Raw genomic sequence first — 24,551 nt, 5'->3', positions numbered from 1 at the left:
TTTTTTTGTTGATAAATAAAGAAAGTTTTAAAAAGCTTTATTGCGCTAAATTACAGGCATTACATGGAGAAAGCATTGATGAAACAAGTACTTATGATCAATATGTGGCATTAGGAAGTCTTCTGCGTGACTATATAAGTCCTAACTGGATAAAAACAAATCGACAATATCGATTTCGTGGGGAAAAACAGCTATACTATTTTTCGATTGAATTTTTATTAGGCAAGCAGCTGGAAATGAATTTGATAAACATGGGGCTAAGAGAAGTTTGCGAGAAAGGGTTAGCCGAGCTAGGAATTGATTTAAATACATTATTAGATGAGGAGCCTGAAGCGGGGCTAGGAAATGGAGGATTAGGGCGGCTAGCGGCTTGTTTCCTTGACTCGATGGCAGCATTAGGGTTTCCAGGGCATGGTTGTGGTATTCGCTATACTTATGGCCTGTTTGAGCAAAAGATTGTCGAAAACTACCAAGTGGAACTGCCTGATAATTGGCTTAAAGATGGGTATATATGGGAATATCGTAAGCCCGATAAATCGGTAGAGGTTAAATTTGGGGGGCAAGTAGTTGGAAGAGAGGATGCAGATGGTAGAATTCATTTTGTGCAAGAAAATGTAGAGGTCGTTTTAGCGGTACCTTATGATGTTCCCATGGTAGGATACCATGTAAATACGGTAAATACGTTACGGTTGTGGAGTGCTGAATTAGCACAAAGTGACGTCAATTTAACAAGTTGCAACAGAGAAGATTATATAAAAGCTCTTGAGTACAAGAACTCCGTAGAAAGGATCTCAAAATACCTGTATCCCGATGATACTTTTGTAGAGGGGCGCTTATTACGCTTAAAGCAGGAGTATTTTTTTGTCTCAGCGGGTTTGCAAAGCATTATTCGTCGTTTTAAACGGACGTACTGGAGCTTCCATTCTTTTCCTGAAAAGATTGGGGTCCACATTAATGACACTCACCCAGCCCTAGCGGTACCTGAATTAATGCGTATTCTAATCGATGTAGAAGGGCTTGGATGGGATGAAGCATGGCGAATTACAACGAGAACAATATCTTATACCAATCATACCGTTATGCCTGAGGCACTAGAAACATGGCCAGTAGATCTATTTAAATCCCTATTGCCACGTATTTATATGATAATCGAGGAAATTAATAAGAGATTTTGTCAAGAACTATGGGATCGTTACCCAGGGCAATGGGGCTATATTGGAGACATGGCTATTATTTCCTATGGTTTAGTTCACATGGCCCGTTTGGCAGTAGTGGGCAGTTATAGCGTAAATGGTGTAGCCAAGTTACATACTCAAATTTTGCAAAAATATATAATGCATAAGTTTTATGAGTATGATCCCCGTAAGTTTAATAATAAAACGAATGGTATCACTCATCGACGTTGGCTGTTAAAAGCCAATGCAACCTTGGCAGAATTAATAAATAAATCAATTGGCGAGAATTGGATTTCCAATCCGAGTGAACTGCTGCTTTTAAGAAGATTTGATCACGATGTTGCTTTTAAAGAGCAATTGGCGGATATAAAACGTAGGAATAAAGAAAAATTGGCCCAGATTATTCAAGAAAAATATAATATAACAGTAAATACTCAATCTATCTTTGATGTGCAAATTAAGCGTATTCATGCATATAAACGTCAGATACTAAATGTGTTGCATATTATGCATTTATATAACCAGTTAAAAGAAAATCCTAATCTTGATATAATGCCAAGGACATTTATTTTTGCCGGCAAGGCGGCTCCAGGATATTATATTGCAAAGCAAACGATAAAGTTAATAAATAGCCTTGGGGCAATCATTAATAATGATAAGACAATCCAAGATAAATTAAAGGTAGTCTTTATGGAAAACTACGGTGTATCAATTGGTGAGATAGTCTTTCCGGCTGCGGATGTTAGCGAGCAAATTTCAACGGCTAGTAAGGAAGCTTCTGGTACAGGGAATATGAAATTTATGATGAATGGAGCTGTCACAATTGGAACGTTAGATGGCGCTAATATCGAAATAGAGGAAGCAGTGGGGCCGGAAAATATTATTATTTTTGGCCTTACAGCAGAGCAGGCCTTAGCTTATTATGCCCATGGAGGATATAATGCGTGGGATATCTATAATCAGGATGGGCGGGTAAAGAAAGTAATGGAGCAATTAGTTAATGGCTTCCTACATGGTGAAAAAGAAGAATTTAGACCTCTATATGATTACTTGCTGCGTAATAATGATGAGTTTTTTGTACTTAAAGATTTTTCTGCTTATGCAGAGGCCCAACGATTACTTGATGCTAAGTATCGTAATCAGGAGCAGTGGCGATCAATGTGCCTTCATAATGTTGCTCACTCGGGCATATTCTCCAGTGATAGAACGATACAAGAATACTCTTATAAAATTTGGAATTTGAAAAAGTCGCATATAAGGGGATAAAAGGCTATTGAGGGTATACTTTGATAAACAGTATATCCTCAAATTTTTCTTCTGTAGAATAATGTTGTACATTGATGAAGAAAAACAAATAACAATTTACAAAATAATGCAAAAATTTACAATAAAAAAAGAAGGATTTTACTAACAAATGAGAAAGTAATACTGAAAGTAGAATAACAAAAAAGTCCAACTAAATCATAATTAAATCCAATGTTTGGAGAACTACATGTTTTGAATAGGGGGGACAAGCTTCCATGTTAATGGATAAGGATGAATTTAAAGTCGTTTTTGTAAACAAACTGAGAACTATGTTTGGCAAGGGACTTGAGGAAGCGTCTATCACAAATAAATATATGGCTTTAAGTCGTGTTATTCGTGATTGTACTAGTCAAAATTGGATAGAAACTAACAGGCAATATACTGAGAATGGGGATAAGCAGGTATATTACTTTTCTATGGAGTTTCTCTTAGGAAAGGCCTTAGACATGCATTTGGTAAATAACGGGGCTAAGGAGACTTATCGAGAGGCCCTGGCAGAACTAGGCATACAATTAGATGATTTAGAAAAGGAAGAATCTGATCCTGGTCTTGGCAATGGAGGGTTGGGGCGTTTAGCAGCTTGCTTTTTAGAATCAATGGCTGCAATTGGCTTGCCAGGCCATGGTTGCGGTATTCGTTATAAATATGGCCTATTTGAGCAGAAGATAGTAGATCATAATCAAGTGGAATTACCAGACAATTGGCTTCAAGATGGCTATGCGTGGGAATTTCGTAAAGCCGATAAGTCGGTAAAAGTAAAATTTGGTGGAACAATTCAATGTAACCAGCAAGGTGATAAATGGGTATTCACCCATGAAAATTATGAGGCTGTCTTAGCTGTGCCTTATGATGTTCCCATTGCTGGTTATAAAAATAATACGGTGAATACTTTGCGGTTATGGAGTGCTGAGTCTATTAATGATGGATTCGATTTCGCGTCCTTTAACCGTGGCGAGTATCTGGAGGCTATGGGCTATAAAACCTCTGTTGGCTTGATTTCGAAAATTCTTTATCCTCAAGATAATTTTTATGAAGGACGGCTTTTGCGTTTAAAACAACAATACTTCTTCGTTTCGGCAGGGTTACAAAGTATTGTTAGGCGGTATAAGAAGCGACATACATCTATGAAGCTATTTCCTAAAAAGGTCGCTGTACATATTAATGATACACATCCTGCTATCGCAGTACCGGAGTTAATGCGTTTGTTAATGGATGAAGAAGGCCTATCTTGGGATGATGCTTGGAAGATTACAACGGAAACCATTTCTTATACGAATCATACTATCATGCCAGAGGCCTTAGAAACTTGGCCAGTAGGTATGTTTAAGAGCTTATTGCCGAGAATGTACATGATTGTCCACGAAATCAATGAACGATTTTGCCATCAATTATGGGAACGGTATCCAGGGCAGTGGGAAAAGATTAGAGGAATGGCAGTCATTACTGATGACCTTGTGCATATGGCAAGACTTGCTGTTGTTGGCAGTCATAGTGTAAATGGAGTGGCGCAAATACATACAGATATTTTAAAAGAGCATATTATGCGAGATTTTCACCAATTTTACCCCAAAAAGTTTAATAATAAGACTAACGGCATTACCCATAGGCGATGGCTGCTGAAAGCAAATCCTGAATTGGCTGCTTTGATAACGGAATGTATCGGGCCAAGCTGGATCAAAGAACCGCAGAATTTAGTAGAATTTTCCAAGTTCGCCACAGATAAGTCGGTACAGGACAGAGTGCGTAAGGCAAAACTAAATAAGAAAAAAATACTGGCTAAATATATTAAAGAAAAAACTGGAGTTACTGTAGATGTGCGCTCTATTTTTGATGTTCACATAAAGCGTATTCATTCCTATAAACGCCAAATGCTGAACATATTCCATATTATGGATTTGTATAATCGCTTGAAAGAAAATCCGGATTTGCCTATTACACCACGCACCTTTATCTTTGCTGGTAAGGCAGCACCTGGTTATTATATTGCAAAACAAACGATTAAGCTAATCAGTGTCTTGGCTTCTTTAATTAATAAGGATAAAACAATAAAAGGTAAGTTAAAGGTAATTTTCTTAGAAAATTATAGTGTGTCACTTGGGGAAATGTTGTTTCCTGCGGCAGATGTCAGTGAGCAAATCTCTACGGCAAGTAAAGAAGCTTCTGGCACAGGGAATATGAAATTTATGCTCAACGGAGCTCTTACCATTGGTACCTTAGATGGAGCAAATGTGGAGATTCATAATGCTGTTGGTGATGATAATATTTTTATTTTCGGTCTGACGAGTCAGCAGGTCTTTGATTACTACATACATGGCGGCTACAATGCTTGGAATGTATACAATAGTGATATACGGATTAAAACTGTCTTAGAGCAGCTGGTCAATGGCTTTTTACCCTATCAAAAAGAGGAGTTTAGGCCCCTTTATAATTCTATACTGGCTGAAAATGATGAATTTTTTGTATTACAAGATTTTGCTGCTTATGCAGACTGCCAAGCAGAATTAGATAAACAGTATAAAAATAAAGATAAATGGACCCAAATGAGTATTCATAACATTGCGCAAGCAGGAGTCTTTTCTAGTGATCGTACAATCGCGGAATATGCAGAAGACATTTGGCATACAAAACCTGTAGAGATTATTGTATCTTAAAGCCAGGGGGAAAGGTGGAGGGATTGTATGGGAATTGATGTTTCACCAGTCAGTGAAGAAGATCTATATTTGTTTCATGAAGGCAGTCATTTTCGCAGTTATCAGCTCTTAGGAGCCCATGGAGTTGAGGAAAACGGGACTCGTGGTGTACGTTTTACCCTTTGGGCGCCGAATGCGAAAGGGGTAAAAGTTGTTGGGAACTTTAATAATTGGCAAGGTCATCAACATGTCCTAAAGCGAGTAGGGCAGTCAGGAATTTGGCGATTATTTGTTCCCCATCTTTGGTTTGGAGAACTGTATAAATATGAAATTGATACGCTAGATGGAAAGCGATTATTAAAGGCAGATCCCTATGCTTTTTATGCTCAATTGCGGCCAGAAACAGCATCAATTGTCTATGACTTGAATGGCTATCAATGGCAGGATGAGGTATGGCAACAGGGAAAGAAGAAACCTGCGTATCAGCAACCCGTGCTAATTTATGAGATGCACTTAGGTTCCTGGCGGCGAGGGGAAGGAAATCGGCTGCTAACATATCGTGAATTAGCAGAAATCCTCCCTGAGTATGTGGCTTCTATGGGATATACCCATATTGAAATTATGCCTGTTGCCGAACATCCTTTTGATGGATCCTGGGGTTATCAGGCTACAGGATATTTTGCGATTACTAGTCGATATGGGACTCCGGAAGATTTTATGTATTTGATTGATTGCTGTCATAATTGTGGTATTGGTGTAATTATGGATTGGGTTCCAGGACATTTTTGTAAAGACGATCATGGACTTAGGCGTTTTGATGGCACACCATTATATGAATATCCTGATGCGCAGCGGGGTGAAAATGTAGGTTGGGGTACTGCCAATTTTGATTTAGGTCGCAAAGAAGTACTTAGTTTTCTTATTTCGAATGCTTTGTTTTGGTTAGATGTATATCATCTTGATGGAATTCGTGTTGACGCTGTTTCTAATATTTTATACTTAAATTATGGAAGAGAAGAAGGGCAGTGGACTCCCAATCAATATGGAGGCAATGGGAATTTAGAAGGGGCAGCTTTTTTACGCAAGCTAAACGAAGTAGTATTTGCACAGAATTCTCATGTTCTCATGATGGCAGAAGAGTCTACGGCATGGCCGATGGTTTCTTGGCCAACTTATAGTGGTGGATTAGGTTTTAATTTCAAATGGAATATGGGGTGGATGAATGATATGCTGCGCTATATGGCCATTGACCCCATCCATCGCAAATGGAATCACCACTTATTGACTTTTTCATTAATGTACGCTTTCTCAGAAAATTTTGTCTTACCTTTATCTCATGATGAGGTGGTTCATGGCAAAAAGTCTATGTTGAATAAAATGCCTGGGGACTATTGGCAAAAATTTGCTAATCTGCGTGCTTTTTATGGTTACTGGATAGCTCATCCTGGGAAAAAACTCTTATTTATGGGTAGTGAATTTGGACAATTTATTGAGTGGCAAGATCACGAAAGCTTAGATTGGCATCTCCTCGAATCTCCTATGCATAAAAAAATGCAGAGCTACTGCCGTGAATTAAATCATTTTTATCAGCGAGAAAAAGCGTTGTGGGAAGTCGATGGGAATTGGCAGGGATTTGAATGGATAGATTGCAGTGACTATACGCAAAGCGTCATTTGCTTTATGCGTAAAGCAATGGCTCAGGAGGAGGCCCTGCTTGTTGTATGTAATTTTACACCTGAGGTACATGGATCCTATCGAATTGGAGTACCAGCTATGGGACATTATCAAGAAGTGTTTAATAGTGATTGGGAAGAGTTCGGTGGTTCTGGGCAAAAAAATGCAAATCTAATAATTGCAGAATCAGTAAGTTGGCAAAACCAATTACAGTCAGTAGAGATTACTCTTCCCCCTTTGGCTACCATCTATTTAAAACATAAGGAACTAGAGCAGATAAATGATATTTAATACTGGGGGGCGTTATTATGCACAAGAAAAAGTGTGTAGCTATGTTGTTAGCAGGCGGACAAGGGAGTCGTCTAGGTATTTTGACGCAAAAAGTAGCCAAACCAGCGGTTCCTTTTGGTGGTAAGTATCGTATTATTGATTTTCCCTTGAGTAATTGTAACAATTCAGGTATTGACACCGTAGGGGTGCTTACCCAATATAAACCTTTAGCATTAAACGGTTATATTGGTATTGGCAGTGCTTGGGATTTAGATAGAATGAATGGCGGGGTATATGTTTTACCACCCTTTGTGAAAGAGCAAGGAGGAGAGTGGTATAAGGGAACTGCGGACGCAATTTGCCAAAATATCAATTTTATTGAGGGGTTTAATCCAGAATATGTGTTGATATTATCCGGAGATCACATTTACAAGATGGATTATTCTTTAATGTTAGAATTCCATCAAGAAAAACAAGCTGATGCAACTATTGCTGTAATCGAAGTATCTTGGGAGGAAGCCAGTCGCTTCGGAATTATGAATACGGATGGTGACAACCGTATTATTGAATTTGATGAGAAACCTGCAGAGCCAAAAAGCAATCTGGCTTCGATGGGAATTTATATATTTAGTTGGGCCCTTTTGAAAAAATATTTAGCAGAAGATGAAAAAGATTTAAATTCTACTCATGATTTTGGTCATGATATTATACCGAAAATGTTAGCCGATAAACGGAATTTGACAGCTTACCCGTTTAAAGGATATTGGAAAGATGTTGGGACTGTAGAAAGCTACTGGCAGGCAAACATGGACTTGTTAGGCGCTGAATCAGAGCTGAATATGTATGATCCTAAGTGGCGTATTTATTCCGCTAATCCGCCTCGTCCTCCCCATTACACCTCGGCAACGGCCAAGGTTAGGAACTCCATTATCAGTGAGGGATGTTTGGTCTTAGGTGAGGTAGAGAATTCGGTCATTTTTCGGGATGTATATATTGGAGAGGGAGCAAAGATCAAAGACTCCATTATTATGTCGAGTGTCCATGTTGAGGATAATGTGGTGATTGATAAGGCGATTATCGGTCGTAAGACTGTTTTAAAACAAGGAAGTATTGTAGCCGCAGACCAAATAGCAGGAGAACAGGAAATTGTAGTATTGGATGCAGATATGATGATACCACCTCATACTAAGGTGGTGGGAAGTATATCATGTATTCTAACAGATGATGATATGTGCAAAAGGGGGGAGTAGTAAGCTATGCTAGATTTAATGGGAATTATTAATCTTAATGAAGCAGAAGAATATTTAGGAGAACTAAGTCGATCTCGATCCTTGGCTTCTGTTCCTTTTGCAGGGCGATATCGTCTAATTGATTTTGTTTTATCCAATATGGTAAATTCAGAGATCTCAAATGTAGGGATTTTCATTCAGCATAAATATCGGTCCCTAATGGACCATTTGCGCTCAGGTAAGGATTGGGATTTGGCTCGTAAACGAGACGGCTTATTTATCCTGCCTCCTGCCTATACAAAAACCCCTATGCAAGTTCATCGAGGAGATGTAGAAAATATTTATAGCAACCTAGATTATATTTATCAAAGCCGTCAGAAATATGTAATTATCGCAGGGGCCAACATGGTGACAAATTTGGACTACCGGGAAGCCCTAGCTGCTCATAAAAGTACAGGGGCGGATATTACTATTTTGTATACTAAGGCAAATTGCGGCACTCATGATTGTTTAAGGGCCAATATATTGGAGATAAAAGCAGATGGACAGGTTTCTGCCATTAAAGAGTTTAAAGACTCAGGTGGCTATCAGAATATGTGCATGGAAATGTTTATTATGGAAAAAAGATTGCTGATCGAGTTAGTGAATCAATGTATTTCCTATGGGGACTATGACTTTGTTAAACATTGCATCATTAAAAATAGTAATAAATATAAAGTATATGGATACCATCATCAAGGCTATGTGGCTCGTATTTCTTCTTTACAAAGTTATTTTCAGCACAGTATGGAACTACTCAATCCAAATATTTGGAAGGAATTGTTTTTTAAATCTGGTTTGATTTATACAAAGGCTAAAGATGAACCTCCAGCCAAATTTATGCACGACTCTGAAGTAAGCAATTCTTTAATTGCCAGTGGGTGTTATGTTGAAGGACGAGTAGAAAATAGCATCTTATTTCGTGGCGTAAAAGTCCAGAAGGGGGCATATATTAAAAATAGTGTTGTTATGCAGAAAGGCATAATTGCTTCAGGCGTTATGTTAGACAATGTGATTTGTGATAAAGATGTATATATAACAGCAAACAAGCAGTTAAAGGGTGAAGCTAGTTATCCTCTTGTAATAAAGAAAGGACGGGTGATTTAACTTATGATAAAAGTATTAATCGCAGCCGCAGAGGCGGTACCTTTTGCTAAGACAGGCGGGTTAGGGGACGTGATTGGCTCATTACCCAAAGAGTTAATTAAGCAAGGTGTTGATGCTAGGGTTATTATGCCTAATTATCTAGATATTCCTGATGGTTTTAAGCAAAAAATGGAGTTTAAAAATCATTTTTTTGTGCAGGTTGGTTGGCGGCAGCAATATTGTGGAATATTAGAGTTTGTTTATCAAGGTGTTACTTTCTACTTCGTAGATAATGAATATTACTTTAAACGCCACGGGTACTATGGATATCATGATGATGCGGAACGATTTGGCTTTTTCTGTCGTGCCGTACTGGAATCACTAGCTAAGATTGATTTTATGCCAGATGTAATTCATTGTCATGACTGGCATACGGGAATGGTTAGTGTTCTATTTGATGCTCACTATCGAAATGTGCCTGCATATAATCAAATTAAAACCTTATTTACCATTCATAACTTACGTTACCAAGGTGTTTTTCCGAAGGAAATACTACATGACATATTAAGCCTGGATTGGCGTTATTTCAATGCCGAGGGTGTAGAGTTTCATGAAGGTGTTAGCTTTATGAAGGGGGGCTTAGCCTATTCCGATATGATTTCTACAGTAAGTCGAACATATGCCCACGAAATTCAAGACCCCTTTTTCGGTGAAGAGTTGGATGGTTTCTTGCGAAAACGCCAAGGAAACTTAGTTGGTATTGTAAATGGCATTGATTATGATGTATATAATCCAAAGAACGATAAATACATTTGCAGTCAATATGATGTAGAGCATTTGGAACAGAAAATGAAAAATAAAACAAACCTGCAGCGTCGTTTGGGGCTGCCAGTTCGAGAGGATGTTCCAATTATCGCTTTGGTTTCTCGTCTTGTAGGCCCTAAAGGCTTGGATTTAATAGAGCATATGTTTTTTAATTTAGTAAAGCAGGCTGCAGCGGTAGGAGAAGAATTTTATGATATTCAGCTTGTTGTCTTAGGAACTGGCGAGGCTAGATACGAGAACTTCTTTAAGTATATGGCTTGGCAGTATCCTGGAAAGGTATCAGCAAATATTATGTTCGATGATGAATTGGCTCATCAGATTTATGCTGGCGCAGATCTATTTCTTATGCCTTCCCTGTATGAGCCTTGTGGAATTGGGCAATTGATTGCCATGCGTTATGGTACGTTACCAATCGTGCGGGAGATTGGTGGACTCAAGGATACGGTACAATCTTATAATGAGCAGACGGGTGAAGGGAATGGTTTTACCTTTGTGAATTATAATGCTCATGATATGCTTGACACGATTAATTGGGCTTTAAAAACATACCAAGATAAAAAAGTCTGGAATCAAGTAGTGAAAAATGCAATGAAAAGTGATTACAGTTGGCAGCAATCCGCCATTCAATATGTAAATACTTATACAAAACTAATTGGGCAAGTCTGATCGATGGGGTTCTCTTTAGGCTGGAGATACAATACGGAAATCCAGTAAGGTTTTGTATCTCCACAAGCAGTTGTTATTGGCAAGACGATAAAATCAATGTCCTAATTGAAAGTGAGGAAATGCTATGAAACAAGACTCTATGAGTCATGACTCTCAATTAGAAAGTTTCCGCAGTCCCTTTGGGGCTGTTTGTTGTAATGAGAAAGTATTTCTGCATTTAATAGTGAAGGAAGATGTTGAGCCAGATAACGTTTTGCTTCGGTTATGGCAAGATGGTCTTGGAGAAAAAAAAATAATGATGGAGCCAAGGGAAAGGACAGATATAGGTAGGCACTATCAAGTAGAAATGAGTGCACCTTCATTCCCTTGTGTTTTGTGGTACTATTTTATCGTTACGGTACAAGGCCAACTATATTATTATGGAAACAATCCAGAGGGACTAGGGGGATTAGGACAGGTCTACGAAGGAGAGCCCCCTGCTTATCAAATTACAATATACAAAACAGGATCTGTTACACCTGATTGGTTTAAAGAATCGGTGATGTATCAGATCTTTCCTGATCGCTTTTATCAACAATTAGAAGCGGGAATGGTTTTGCCTGCTCCTAAGGGTAGCGTGATCCATGCCCATTGGGATAATAATCCTTATTACATTCGCGATGCAGATACAGGAAGAATTGTATCTTACGATTTCTTTGGTGGAAACTTACAGGGAGTTATTGCAAAACTGCCGTATTTAAAGGAACTAGGTATCAGTGTAATCTATTTTAATCCTATTTTTTCATCCGGGAGTAATCATCGCTATGATACAGGTGATTATAAAAAAGTAGATCCGATGCTTGGTGATAACAAAATTTTTTCTCAGTTGTGCAGCAAGGCAAAAGGATATGGAATTGAGATTATCTTAGATGGCGTATTCAGTCATACAGGCAGTGATAGTGTCTACTTCAATCGAGACGGGAATTATCCGGGACTAGGTGCTTATCAGTCAAAGGAATCTCCCTATTACAATTGGTATCGTTTTACTGAATATCCCAAGCAGTATGAAGCTTGGTGGGGAATTGACACAATGCCCAACGTGGAAGAGAATGAGCCTTCCTATATTGACTTCATTGTTGAAGGCAAGGATAGTGTAATCAAACACTGGTTACAACTTGGGGCAAAAGGCTGGCGATTGGATGTAGCGGATGAACTGCCAGATGAATTTATCAAAAAAATATACAAAACAATGAAAGAGCAGGATAAGGAAAGTGTATTGATTGGCGAGGTTTGGGAAGATGCCTCTCACAAGCAAAGTTATGGCAAACTTAGGGAATACTTGCAGGGTGAGGAATTGGATTCTGTAATGAATTATCCTTTTCGTGCAATTGTACTGGACTTTATGCTAGGGGTTATTGATGCTTTTGCAGTTCATCAATTATTTATGAGCTTAGCAGAAAACTATCCTAGTCAAAATTTTTACGCCATGATGAACTTAATTGGTAGTCATGATGTACCCCGCATATTGACCTTACTGGGAGAAGCTCCCCCTTCAAGTAGCTTAACCATTGCTGAGCAGGCTACTTACCGTTTGCCTCTTGAAAAGCAATCCTTAGCAATCGCTAGGTTAAAACTTCTCGTATTATGGCAAATGACATTTCCTGGCGTACCTTGTATTTATTACGGAGATGAAGTTGGTGTAGAAGGTCATAAAGATCCATTTAACCGCAGGACGTATCCTTGGGGACAAGAAAATATGGAAATTCTTGATTGGTATAAAAGAGTTATTGCTCTTCGCAATCGCTATGATATTTTCAAAACAGGAGAATGGATTTCCTTACCCTTAGGGAAGGAAACCTATGGTTATATTCGCAGAATTAGTAATGGTAAAAATGTTTTTGGCAAAGAAGGGCAAGACAATACAGCGCTTGTGTTATTGAATGGAAGTGTTGATCAAACGGCTCATCTAGAAATTCCGATTCAGCAATGGTGTCATGGAAGCATGATTGATCTTTTAAACGAAAACCAAGAGATCGCAATTGTAGATGGAACGATTAGAATTTGTTTACAACCTCTCGAAGGCAAAGTGTTACTACAAGTTGAGCAAAATTGTTTTCCCCGGCAGGCGGGAGTACTGCTCCATCCGACCTCTTTGCCCTCTAAATATGGTATAGGGGATTTGGGGAATAACGTTTATGACTTTATTGATTTTCTATATGAAAGTAAGCAATCATTATGGCAAATACTACCCCTTAATCCAGTCGGGGATAGCCATTCCCCTTACCAATGCCCCTCTGCTTTTGCTGGAAATCCACTACTCATTTCCTTAGAAAAGTTAATCGAAGATGGGCTGCTTTCTACCCAGGATTTGAAGGACTGTCCTATATTTGATAAGGAGCAAGTAGAATTTGAAAAAGTAAAAAATTATAAGGAAGAAAAATTACGTAAGGCTTTTGAGAACTTTAGACGGCAGGGGCAGTCTTTAGCTTATGAAACATTTACTAGGTTACATGCTAATTGGCTTATTGATTATGCTCTATTTATGGCATTGAAAACCCATTTCAATGAGAGCCCCTGGCATATGTGGCCGAATGCTATTGCATCAAGGGAGCCAATAACATTATTAGAATACAAAGAGTTATTGGCAGATGAAATTGCCTATCATTGTTTTTTGCAGTTTATTTTCTTCAGTCAATGGCAAGCTTTAAAACATTATGCAACAGAAAAAAATGTGAAAATTATCGGAGATATACCAATTTTTGTTGCTCATGATAGCAGTGACATATGGGCAAATCAGAAGCTCTTTGATCTAGACGAAAGGGGAAAACCAAAAACTGTAGCGGGCGTTCCTCCTGATTATTTCAGTAAGACAGGTCAGTTGTGGGGAAATCCTCATTATCGCTGGGAGGAGATGGCTAAAGATGATTATTATTGGTGGCAGCAGAGGATAAAAGTACTCCTCACCTTAGTCGATATAGTCAGGGTAGATCATTTCCGTGGTTTTGAATCTTTTTGGGAGGTTTCAGCTGAGGAGGAGACGGCAGAAAAGGGACGTTGGCGTAAGGGGCCTGGAGCGGTTTTTTTTCACGTTCTGGAAAAAAAGCTAGGTAAGCTGCCAATTATTGTCGAAGATTTGGGAATTATTACACCCGAAGTAGAAGCCTTGAGAAATGAGATTGGATTCCCAGGAATCAAGGTATTGCACTTTTCTTTTTCGTTTGATAAAAAGGGCAAATGTATACCTTACAGTTGCAAGAAAAATACGGCTGTATATACAGGAACACATGATAATGATACAACGGTAAGCTGGTATAGGAATCTCTTGGTGGAAGATCCTAAGCTAGCTGCCTGTGTACAAGAGCAGATTGGCATTCAGGCGTTAGAGGAAAATGAAATTCACTGGAAGTGTATCGAGTTTGTTTATCGGGGTAATGCCAATACAGCCATTGTGCCACTACAAGACATTATGGGTCTTCCTAGCCAAGCTAGAATGAATTTCCCTGGTACAATAGGGGGCAGTAATTGGGCCTGGCGATATCATAAAGAGATGTTAACAAAAAGGATAACGGATAAATTGGCAACACTTGTTGATCAGTATAATCGGTAGTAATTTAGAGGAACCATTTTCTTCAAAAAAAATCTTGACGAAGGATATGTCACAGAGTAAAATTATAATTAATACCGAACCAGTATAGTATTGTTTTAAAGAGGAAGTGTATATGTGCAGTTTAACCAAGCAACGGATTACGCATTTCGGGTCATTATACATCTAACGGAATTACCAGAAGGAAAGCTAGCAAACGGTCAGACCATTGCTGAGCAGCAGAATATACCTCCAGGATTTTTGCAGAAAATCATGAGATCTTTAAGTCGGGGAGGGTTGGTAAAGTCCTATCGGGGGGTAGATGGTGGTTTTGTGCTGGCAAAGCCTGCAAAAGAGATTAGTCTGTTAGATGTGATTCAAGCGATGGAAGGTCCGATTGATTTACAACGATGTTTGAAGGAAGATGCTTCCTGTACTAAAGGCTGTGAATCGAAATGCCTAGTACATACATCGTTGGCTGTTATTCAACAGGATTTTGTGAAGTCCCTAGAAAAGGTTAAGTTTGATCAGTTAGTAGAAAAAAATAATAGAGAAGGGTAGGGATAGTATGGATGTTTTGCTTTTAGCACGATGGCAATTTGCAATGACAACGGTATACCACTTTTTATTTGTACCGCTGACATTAGGCTTGTCAGTTTTAGTAGCGGTCATGGAAACCTTGTATGTTCAGACAGGAAATGAAATGTATAAAAAGATGACCATGTTTTGGGGGAAGTTATTTTTAGTTAACTTTTCCATGGGTGTGGTAACTGGGATTGTTCAGGAATTTCACTTTGGTATGAACTGGGCTGAATATTCTCGTTTTATGGGGGATATTTTTGGAGCACCTTTAGCATTAGAAGCCTTGACAGCCTTTTTCATAGAATCAACTTTTCTTGGATTATGGATTTTTGGCTGGGAGCGATTATCGAAGAGAGTGCATTTAGCTTGTATTTGGTTAGTCGCATTTGCTAGCAATTTATCTGCTTTTTGGATTTTGGTCGCCAATTCCTTTATGCAGTCTCCTGTAGGATATGCCTTACAAAATGGACGGGCAGAAATGACTGACTTCTTAGCCGTAATTACGAATCCTTATGTCTGGGGGCAATTTCCACATACTGTTTTAGGCGGACTTGTGACAGCGGGTGTATTTGTGACAGCGATTAGTGCTTATTATTTATTAAAACAACGTCATTTACCCATCTTTCGTATGTCGATTAAAGTGGGTTTAGCATGCATGTTAGTAAGCACTTTATTAGTAATGGGCACAGGGCATTTGCAAGCTCAATACCTAGCTAAAAAACAACCAATGAAAATGGCTGCCATGGAAGCCTTATGGGAATCGGCAGATCCTGCTCCTTTTGCCATTGCAGTGGTGGTGGATGAAGCGAATAAAAAGAATTCCTTTGAAATCGGTATTCCCAAGGTGCTATCTTTATTGGCCTATGATAAGCCAGAGGGAGAAATAAAGGGCATTAATGAACTACAAGCTGCAGCAGAAATGAAGTATGGGCCAGGAAATTATACTCCATCCATTACACAGTCCTTTTGGACCTTTAGAATCATGGTTTTGTCGGGTTTATGGATGATGTTATTAGCGGTTATTAGTATATTTTTATTATATAAAGAGCGATTAGAGGAGAATAGGACAGTTCTTAAGTTGTTACTCTGGAGCCTACCTGTGCCTTACATTGCAAACTCAACTGGGTGGATATTAACTGAAGGGGGACGTCAGCCCTGGATTGTTGTAGGTTTACAGAAGGTTAGTCAGGCTGTTTCTACCAACGTAACAAGTACGGAAGTTTGGATTTCTTTAATTGGTTTTACGGTAATATACGGCGTGCTGGCGATAGCGGCTATTTATTTAGTGCGGAAGTTTATTTTAGAAGGACCTGTGGAGCATAAGCCGGTTCTAGGTGTGCTGACTAAGAATAAGGAGGCGACATTATGGAACTAAATGTATTATGGTTTATTTTGGTTGGTGTTTTATTTACGGGCTTCTTTTTCTTAGAAGGATTTGATTATGGTGTTGGAATGTTATTGCCTTTCTTAGGCAAGGATGATGTAGAACGACGGATGATTATAAATACCATTGGGCCGGTTTGGGATGGAAATGAGGTTTGGATGATTACTGCAGGGGGTGCCATGTTTGCGGCGTTCCCACATGTATATGCAACTATGTTTAGTGGTTTTTACATGGCATTGTTTGTAATGCTCATGGCTTTGATTGTGCGGGGAGTGGCTTTTGAATTTCGGAGCAAAGACGAAAATCCTCAATGGCGCAGCACTTGGGATTGGATGATCTTTATTGGCAGTGCTCTGCCAGCACTGCTTTGGGGTGTAGCTGTTACCAACCTGATTCAAGGCATCCCTATTAATGCTAAGATGCAGTATGCTGGAACCTTCTTTGATTTGTTAAGCCCTTACACTTTAGTAGGTGGGGTTGCCTTTTTACTCGTGTTTTTATTCCATGGGGCTTTGTTCTTAACCCTTAAGATTGAAGGGCCAATTATTGAACGTGCGCGAAAAGCAGCTGTAACAATTGGAATTCTTGCTGCCTTAGCCTTCTTAAGCCTCGTAGGGTTAACGTATACGAACACAGATTTATTCAAAAGTGGATTAGCTAGTGTTACCATGTGGGGAGCCGTTGTAGTTTTTGTTTTGGGATATGCTTTAGCATGGATAAAAAAATACGGATGGGCTTTTGCTATGAGCGGGTTGGCCATTGTTTTCACAACAATCGCCTTTTTCAGTGGCTTATTCCCTCGGATTATGGTCTCTAGTTTAAATCCGTCATGGAGTTTAACGATCCACAATGCATCTTCTAGTGCCTACACTTTAAAAATAATGACATTTGCGGCGCTAATCTTAGTGCCCATAGTGCTAGCTTACCAGGGCTGGACCTACTGGGTATTTCGAAAACGCGTTACTGCTAAAGACTTAGAATATTAAAAGATAAGGGCGGCTTTCGAGCTGCCCTTATTCAATAATTGAGCTAGATTTATTGTTTTATCAAAAAATTATGTATATTTTGTCGATTTATGATATAGTTATTGGTATATTATTCAATTCGAAAAAGGGGGCTATAACAGTGAGTTTAAAATTTGTTGAGAGTGATATTGCAAGTCTTCCTGAGGCTTATCGGAATTTTTATCATGTTATTATAACGTTCATACCTAGAGAAAGAGTTTTTGTCGATCCGATTCGGACATTAGCTTATGGCGCCGATGCTAGTTTTTATAGCATGCTACCGAAACTGGTGGTAAAAGTAAAATCTCCTGAAGAAATGGCGAAAATTTTAAAAGAGGCCAATAAGGTGAACATTCCTGTAACTTTTAGGGCAGCAGGCACAAGTTTGTCAGGACAGTCAATTACGGATTCTGTGCTTTTAGTAGCAACGGAAGGCTGGCATAAGTACTCAATTGGCCCAGGTGGCGAATCCATCGCCCTAGAGCCAGGGATTATTGGGGCTGAAGCCAATGCTTATTTAAAATCATATTCCCGGAAAATTGGACCTGATCCAGCTACCATTAACAATGCGATGATTGGCGGTATTGCTGCTAATAATGCCAGTGGTATGTGCTGTGGGACGGCGGATAATAGCTATAAAACAGTAGCTAGCATGAAACTTATTTTTGCTGACGGCACTATGTTAGATACTGGTGATGCAGCATCCCGTGAAGCATTTAGAAAAACTCATCCATCAATCATACAGGACATTGAAAAGATACGTGATGAAATTACTGCTGACGAAGAGTTGACCAAACGTATTAAGCATAAATATAAAATTAAAAATACGACAGGTTATGGACTAAATTCTTTTGTAGATTATTTTGATCCTTTTGATATTATCAACCATTTGATGATTGGTTCTGAGGGTACTTTAGCGTTCATAACGGAAATTACCTATAAAACAGTAGTCGATCATGAATATAAAGCATCCGCGTTAATGATTTTCAAAGATATGAATACAACTTGCTTAGCAGTTATGAAACTTGACAGAGATCTAGTCGCAGCTGCAGAAATGATGGACCGTGCATCTCTTCGCTCGGTAGAAGATGAAGCAGGCATGCCAGCCTATTTGAAAACTTTATCACCTGATGCTGCTTCTTTACTAGTGGAAGTGCGTGCCGAAAGCAAGGCTGCCTTAGATGAATTAATTGAGGGCGTCAAAGCAAGGTTAGCAGATATTCCTACGGTACTTCCGATAGAATTTACCGATGTAAAAGCAGAATACGAAGTATTATGGCATATTCGCAAAGGAATTTTCCCTGCGGTTGGCGGTATGAGACAACCGGGTACTTCCGTAATTATTGAGGATGTTGCTTTTCCAAAAGAGAAAATGGCAGAAGCAGTGCCAGAACTAAGAAACATTATGGATAAATACCATTATGAAGATGGTATTATTTATGGACATGCTTTAGATGGTAATGTGCATTTTGTTGTAACCCAGACATTTAAGACGCAAGAAGAAATTGAACGCTATCAATCATTAATCCAGGATGTCTGTAACATGGTAGTGAATGAGTATGGCGGTTCTTTAAAAGCAGAACATGGTACAGGACGTAATATGGCACCCTTTGTAGAAATGGAGTGGGGTCAAACAGCTTACCGCTTTATGCGCAAATTGAAAAAGGTGTTTGATAAAGATAATACCTTAAACCCTGATGTTATTATTACGGATAATCAACTGCTTTATATTCAAAACTTAAAACCAATGGCTCAGGCGCACGAAATTATTGATAAATGTATAGAGTGTGGTTTCTGTGAAATTAACTGTCCTTCTAAAAATCTTACGGCAACTCCTAGACAGCGTATTGTAGTACAACGTGAGATTGCTAGATTAAGGCAAACCGGGGAGGATAATACTCGGCTGCGTCGTTTGGAAGAAGATTATGCTTATTTTGGTGACGAAACCTGTGCGACAGATGGACTATGTTCCACTACTTGTCCTGTAGGGATTAATACTGGTGAGCATACTAAACATTATAGAGCTAATTTAATGGGGGATCGCGGTAAATCCATTGGTCGATTTATTACCCAAAACTTTGCAGGAGTTACTACGATGGCACGCCTTGGTCTTACTAGTGCCGGCATAGCCCACTCGATACTGGGTACGTCTTTAATGGGAGGAATTGCTCAAGGCTTACATTCTTTGAGTGGTCATAAAGTGCCTTTATGGAATCCATGTATGCCTGGCGCCGGAAAAACTCCAGATCCATCTCAATCGAAAAAAGGCGTAGCGGGACGGAAGGTAGTGTACTTCCCAAGCTGCGTTAGCCGGACCATGGGTGGTGCTTCTGCTGTTGATAAAGACAAACGGCAACTCAGTCAAGTAATGATTAAGCTGATGGAGAAAGCTGGCTATGAGGTGATTTTCCCTCGTGAGATGGATAAATTATGTTGTGGCATGCCTTTTGAGAGTAAAGGATTATTTGAATCCGCAGATAAAATGAGCAGTGAGTTAGAAAAAGAATTACTTGTTGTTAGTAATAATGGAGAGTATCCAATTGTTTGTGATACCAGTCCATGTATTTATCGTATGAGAAAAATGATGGATAAAAAACTTAAAATGTTTGAACCATTAGAATTTATTCATGATTATCTACTCGAATTACTAAACTTTAATAAAGAGCAAGAAACGATAGCGGTTCATGTTACTTGTAGTTCTACAAAATTAGGACTTAAAGAAAAATTCAAAAAAGTAGCAGAGGCTTGTGCTACTACTGTTGTTATGCCGGAGAAGGTAAGATGTTGTGGTTTTGCTGGTGATAAGGGTTTCGAAGTCCCTGAATTAAATGAATCAGCATTAGCCGAACTAAAGGATTGTTTACCAGCTGATTGCAGTGCAGGCTATTCCAATAGCCGTACTTGTGAAATGGGTTTATCTCATCGTAGTGGCCTTAGCTACCAATCCATAGTATACTTGGTAGATCGCTGTACTACGGCAAAATAATCTTCCTTTCTTGATGTTTACTAGCTATGCCTCCTATGAAAATAGGGGGCGTAGTCTTTTCTTATACTGAAAAGGTTTACAAACCACAAAGACACAATGCTGCTAACACGGCACACAAAGGATAAACTATGAGTAGAACTTTTTGTGAATATCTCTTTGTGTCCTTTGTGTCTTTGTGGTTTAAATATTTTGTGTATGTTTTGAAGGACACAAGCGTTTTTCTTATGGCAAATAAAAATATTGCAAGTTTATTAAATCCTCGCTATGATTATAGAGTAAGATAACAATTATCCGATGACTAAACCGCTCTAACACTCCCATCTTCATCTCTTTAACAGTCTGTAATTCCCTGCCCTTGAAGGTCAGGGAAACAGGCTGTAAACTCGAAATAAGTTCGCTCTAGGGGTCTCCGGACCCAAGGCTCACTTATATAAGTGGGAGTTAAGAGCGGCTAAGTCCCTGGATAAGTGCGACTAAGATTCAGATGGAGTTAAAACTCCATCTGAATCAAGTCTTCTTTATCAATAAAAAATAGTTTTTTCACTAGTGTTAAGGAAGGGAGACTGCTAAGTGGTTGCATGGTGACATGCTTTCTTTTTTTACGGTTATAATAAGACTCTCCCTATAGAAATAGAACAGGAGCATGTTTTATGATTGATAAACGTCTGATCGAGCAGCTAAAACAGCATAGAGAACAATTCTGTCTGCTAGTTGGGCTGGGGTTCGGTGGTGGTATATTAGCGGTACTACAAGCTAACTATTTAACCAAAGTGATAGCCGGGGTATTTTTGGACAAGCTGGATCTGCCTGAGGTATGGCAGTGGATGGGTGCCTTGTTTGGGGTTATGATTGTGCGTAGCCTATTCACGTGGCTAATCGAGGTTAAGGCGCATCGGCTGGCTTCCTATGTAAAAGTTAACGTCAGGCAACATATATTATCCTCCCTTTTGGCCTTAGGTCCCCTTTATATTCGTGGGCAACAAACAGGAGAATTGGTTAATGTATTGGTAGAAGGGGTAGAAAATTTAGAACCATATTTTGCAAAATTCCTGCCTCAGTTATTTACAGCAGTGATAGTGCCATTGGTTGTTTTGACTTCTGTAGTCCCTCTAGATGGAACTACAACGCTTATTTTACTATTCACAGCGCCGTTAATTCCGATTTTTATGATATTAATCGGACGTTCAGCAGAACAAGTGAATAAAAGGCAGTGGGAGACTTTGTCCCGCCTAAGTGCACATTTTTTAGATGTGCTACAAGGCTTAACCGTGCTGAAAGTATTTGGGCGCAGTATTGAGCAAATACAAGTAATTGATCGTATGAGTAATCAATTTCGAGATAAGACGCTGAATGTATTAAAAGTAGCTTTTTTGTCAGCCTTAGTATTAGAGTTGGTGGCAACAATTAGTACGGCGTTAGTGGCGGTAACCATTGGATTGAAATTGTTATATTTTAAGATGGATTTTCCCCAGGCTTTTTTCTTACTGCTGCTAGCTCCAGAATTTTATTTGCCCCTGCGCCAGTTAGGGGCTCATTTTCATGCTGGAATGGCTGGAACTGCGGCAGCTGATCGAATTTTTGCCATTTTATCCTTACCCCGGAGGCAAGATAAGGCAAGACATAAAAATCCCTTTCCTCAGCAAGAACAAGTGGAAATTACTTTTGAAAATGTACATTATGCTTATCAAGAGGGAGAACGTCCAGCTTTGCGAGGGTTGACCTTTGAGATGAAGCCAGGAGAGACTGTTGCTTTAGTTGGAGCTAGCGGTTCGGGAAAAAGTACGGTGGCAAGCCTATTGCTCGCATTTATGCAACCGGATAAAGGAAGTATTTCTATTAATGGAATTTGTTTATCCGACATACGGGTTGAGGACTGGTTGGCTCAAGTTGCCTTTGTGCCTCAAGAACCCCATTTGTTTTACCGCTCGGTGGCTGATAATATACGTTTAGGGCGGGAAGAGGCAACAATGGAGGAAGTCATTAGGGCGGCAAAGAATGCGGGAGCCCATGAATTTATCCTCAGTTTACCGGAAGGATATGAAACATTAGTGGGAGAGGGGGGGCATGGTTTAAGCGGTGGACAAGGCAAGCGACTAGCCATTGCTCGAGCTTTTCTGCAGGATGCCCCCTTCTTGTTGTTAGATGAGGCTACAGCAGGCTTAGATCCTCAAAATGAAGCTGTGATTGAGGAGGCTTTGGCACGCCTCATGAAGAGGCGCACCGTCTTAATTATCGCCCATCGTTTGACGACAGTGTACCAAGCAGATTGGATTGTAGTGCTAAATGAGGGGCAGGATGTAGAAGCTGGTCGCCACGATACATTAATGAAAGATCGTGGCTTGTATTCACAACTTGTAATGGCCTTCCGAGGTGAAAAATGAATATATTGTTACGATTATTAAGAATTATAGGCCCCTCTTGGATGACGATGCTTGTGGCTGGTGTTTTTGGTTGTTTGACCATTGGCAGTAATATAGGATTAATGGCTGCTTCCGCCTACCTTATTTCTAGTGCGGCCCTGCATCCCTCAATCGTAGAGTTATCAGTTGCTATTGTGGGAGTGCGTTTTTTTGGTATTTCTAGGGCTGTTTTTCGCTATTTAGAGCGCTATATTTCTCATGATGCTACTTTTCGTTTATTAGGGATAATACGGGTATGGTTTTATACCAAACTAGAAAGATTAGCGCCTGCAGGGTTATTAAAATGGCAGAGTGGGGAATTGTTTGGCGCTATTGTTGGTGATGTGGAAACCTTAAAAGAGTTTTATCTTAGAGTTCTGGCTCCTCCTTTTATTGCACTTTTAGTACTGATTGGTACGTCCATCTTTTTGGCACAGTATAGTAGGCAATTTGTATATGTACTGGTAGGCGGATTTTTCACGTTAGGTGTCCTGTTACCTTTTATGGTTCTAAGGTTACAACGCCCAATTGCCAATGAATTGGTCCAAACTAGAACTGAAATGAAGGCCCAATTAGTGGACAGTATAACAGGTGTTGTTGAACTTGCCGCTTTTGGTCAAACGCAAAGGCAGGCTCAGCGTATTGAAATTATTGATCAACGTTTAGCAAGACTTCAGGGAAAAGTAGCAAACGTGACTGGGATGATAGATGCGCTTGGCATGTTAATCGTCAATGCTACGGTGTGGCTCGTTTTGTGGTTAGCGATTCCTTTGGTACATAGCGGTCAACTAGAGGGGATTTATCTAGCAGTAGTGGCTTTAACAGTGCAAAGTAGTTTTGAAGGGGTATTGCCCTTACCGATAGCAATGCATTATTTGGCTGAAAGTTTGTCAGCTGCCAAACGTCTCTTTGCTATAGTGGATCAGCAGCTTGCTGTGCTTGATAATGGCCAAGATATATTTTTAAATAAGAATGTAAATATTGAGGTAGATAAACTCAGCTTTTCTTACCGGGAAGGAACGACCATATTGGATAATGTCTCCTTTTCCGTTGCACCGGGACAAAGTTTGGCTATCGTAGGGCCTAGCGGGGCGGGAAAGAGCACTTTGCTGCACTTATTATTACGGTTTTGGGATTATCACCAAGGTTCTATTCGGTTTGCCGGGAATGAAATAAAGAATTATGATTCTCAGGAAGTGCGTAAGCAGTTTGGTGTGGTAGCACAGCAAACGCATTTATTTAATGCTAGTATCAAGGATAATATTTTGCTGGCAAGACCAGACGCTACTGAAGATGCCCTCATGGAGGTCATTAAAAATGCTGAGCTTAGTGAATTCATTAAGAGCTTACCTCAGGGTTTAGATACTATGGTAGGGCAAAATGGACATGCCTTATCAGGAGGGCAAAGACAGCGGATTGCCATTGCTAGGGCGCTTTTAAAAGATGCTCCCCTATTAATTTTAGATGAACCTACGGTAGGCTTAGACGCTTTAACGGAAGAGGCGATTATGGAGACCATTTCTCGTTTAATGCAAGGGAGGACTACCATTTTAATTACCCACCGTTTGACTGGATTAGAAAGAGTAGGGGATATTATCGTACTAGAGGCAGGCCGCATTATTGAACAAGGTAGTCAGGTAGAGTTATTAGAAAAACAGGGTCTTTTTTATCAGTTGTGGCGTTTACAACATGATGTGTTATAATAGTATAGGAAAATAATAGGTAGTAAAATAAA

General features: G+C 39.5%; 13 protein-coding genes. All 13 read left to right on the top strand.

The features are described from left to right. Window positions 1–11: 11 nt before the first annotated feature. The 13 genes from QSJ81_RS21305 (at window position 12) to cydC (ending at window position 24,519) form a co-directional block, all read left to right on the top strand. On the top strand, window positions 12–2,441 hold the full coding sequence (locus tag QSJ81_RS21305) for a glycogen/starch/alpha-glucan phosphorylase (RefSeq protein ID WP_502929676.1): 2,430 nt from the start codon (window positions 12–14) through the stop codon (window positions 2,439–2,441). A 254-nt stretch (window positions 2,442–2,695) separates the two neighbouring features. Next, a complete protein-coding gene (locus tag QSJ81_RS21300; protein WP_285719362.1) occupies window positions 2,696–5,131 on the top strand; it encodes a glycogen/starch/alpha-glucan phosphorylase in 2,436 nt (811 codons plus the stop codon). Window positions 5,132–5,158: 27 nt separating this feature from the next. Continuing rightward, complete coding sequence (gene glgB / locus QSJ81_RS21295) at window positions 5,159–7,075, top strand: 1,4-alpha-glucan branching protein GlgB (protein ID WP_285719361.1); 1,917 nt, start codon at window positions 5,159–5,161, stop codon at window positions 7,073–7,075. A 17-nt stretch (window positions 7,076–7,092) separates the two neighbouring features. Beyond that, complete coding sequence (locus tag QSJ81_RS21290; RefSeq protein ID WP_285719360.1) at window positions 7,093–8,304, top strand: glucose-1-phosphate adenylyltransferase; 1,212 nt, start codon at window positions 7,093–7,095, stop codon at window positions 8,302–8,304. A gap of 6 nt (window positions 8,305–8,310) precedes the next feature. Further along, window positions 8,311–9,429: a glucose-1-phosphate adenylyltransferase subunit GlgD gene (glgD, locus tag QSJ81_RS21285; RefSeq protein WP_285719359.1), complete on the top strand. Its 1,119-nt coding sequence runs from the start codon at window positions 8,311–8,313 to the stop codon at window positions 9,427–9,429. 3 nt (window positions 9,430–9,432) lie between these two features. Next, window positions 9,433–10,899 carry a glycogen synthase GlgA gene (glgA, locus tag QSJ81_RS21280; RefSeq protein ID WP_285719358.1) on the top strand — a complete coding sequence of 489 codons (1,467 nt, stop codon included), beginning with the start codon at window positions 9,433–9,435 and terminating at the stop codon, window positions 10,897–10,899. 124 nt (window positions 10,900–11,023) lie between these two features. After that, the gene (locus QSJ81_RS21275; protein ID WP_285719357.1) at window positions 11,024–14,485 is read left to right on the top strand and encodes a bifunctional glycogen debranching protein GlgX/4-alpha-glucanotransferase; all 3,462 of its coding nucleotides are present in this window, start codon (window positions 11,024–11,026) and stop codon (window positions 14,483–14,485) included. A gap of 114 nt (window positions 14,486–14,599) precedes the next feature. Continuing rightward, window positions 14,600–15,022 (top strand): RrF2 family transcriptional regulator, encoded by a 423-nt coding sequence (locus tag QSJ81_RS21270; RefSeq protein WP_285719356.1) that lies wholly within the window; start codon window positions 14,600–14,602, stop codon window positions 15,020–15,022. Between the two features lie 7 nt (window positions 15,023–15,029). Then, the gene (locus QSJ81_RS21265) at window positions 15,030–16,418 is read left to right on the top strand and encodes a cytochrome ubiquinol oxidase subunit I (RefSeq protein ID WP_285719355.1); all 1,389 of its coding nucleotides are present in this window, start codon (window positions 15,030–15,032) and stop codon (window positions 16,416–16,418) included. Then, the gene (gene cydB / locus QSJ81_RS21260) at window positions 16,409–17,413 is read left to right on the top strand and encodes a cytochrome d ubiquinol oxidase subunit II (protein WP_285719354.1); all 1,005 of its coding nucleotides are present in this window, start codon (window positions 16,409–16,411) and stop codon (window positions 17,411–17,413) included. The genes QSJ81_RS21265 and cydB overlap by 10 nt, the downstream gene beginning before the upstream one ends. Before the next feature lie 139 nt (window positions 17,414–17,552). After that, entirely contained in the window at window positions 17,553–20,417 is a 2,865-nt protein-coding gene (locus QSJ81_RS21255) for an FAD-binding and (Fe-S)-binding domain-containing protein (protein WP_285719353.1), read from the top strand. Window positions 20,418–21,067: 650 nt separating this feature from the next. Continuing rightward, entirely contained in the window at window positions 21,068–22,798 is a 1,731-nt protein-coding gene (cydD, locus tag QSJ81_RS21250; RefSeq protein ID WP_285719352.1) for a thiol reductant ABC exporter subunit CydD, read from the top strand. Then, the gene (gene cydC, locus QSJ81_RS21245; protein WP_285719351.1) at window positions 22,795–24,519 is read left to right on the top strand and encodes a thiol reductant ABC exporter subunit CydC; all 1,725 of its coding nucleotides are present in this window, start codon (window positions 22,795–22,797) and stop codon (window positions 24,517–24,519) included. The genes cydD and cydC overlap by 4 nt, the downstream gene beginning before the upstream one ends. Window positions 24,520–24,551: the final 32 nt, after the last annotated feature.

Source organism: Pelosinus sp. IPA-1 (assembly GCF_030269905.1).
Classification (GTDB): Bacteria; Bacillota; Negativicutes; order DSM-13327; family DSM-13327; genus Pelosinus.
Note: the sequence above shows the minus strand (reverse complement) of the source record. Positions and strands in the feature narration are given on the sequence as shown.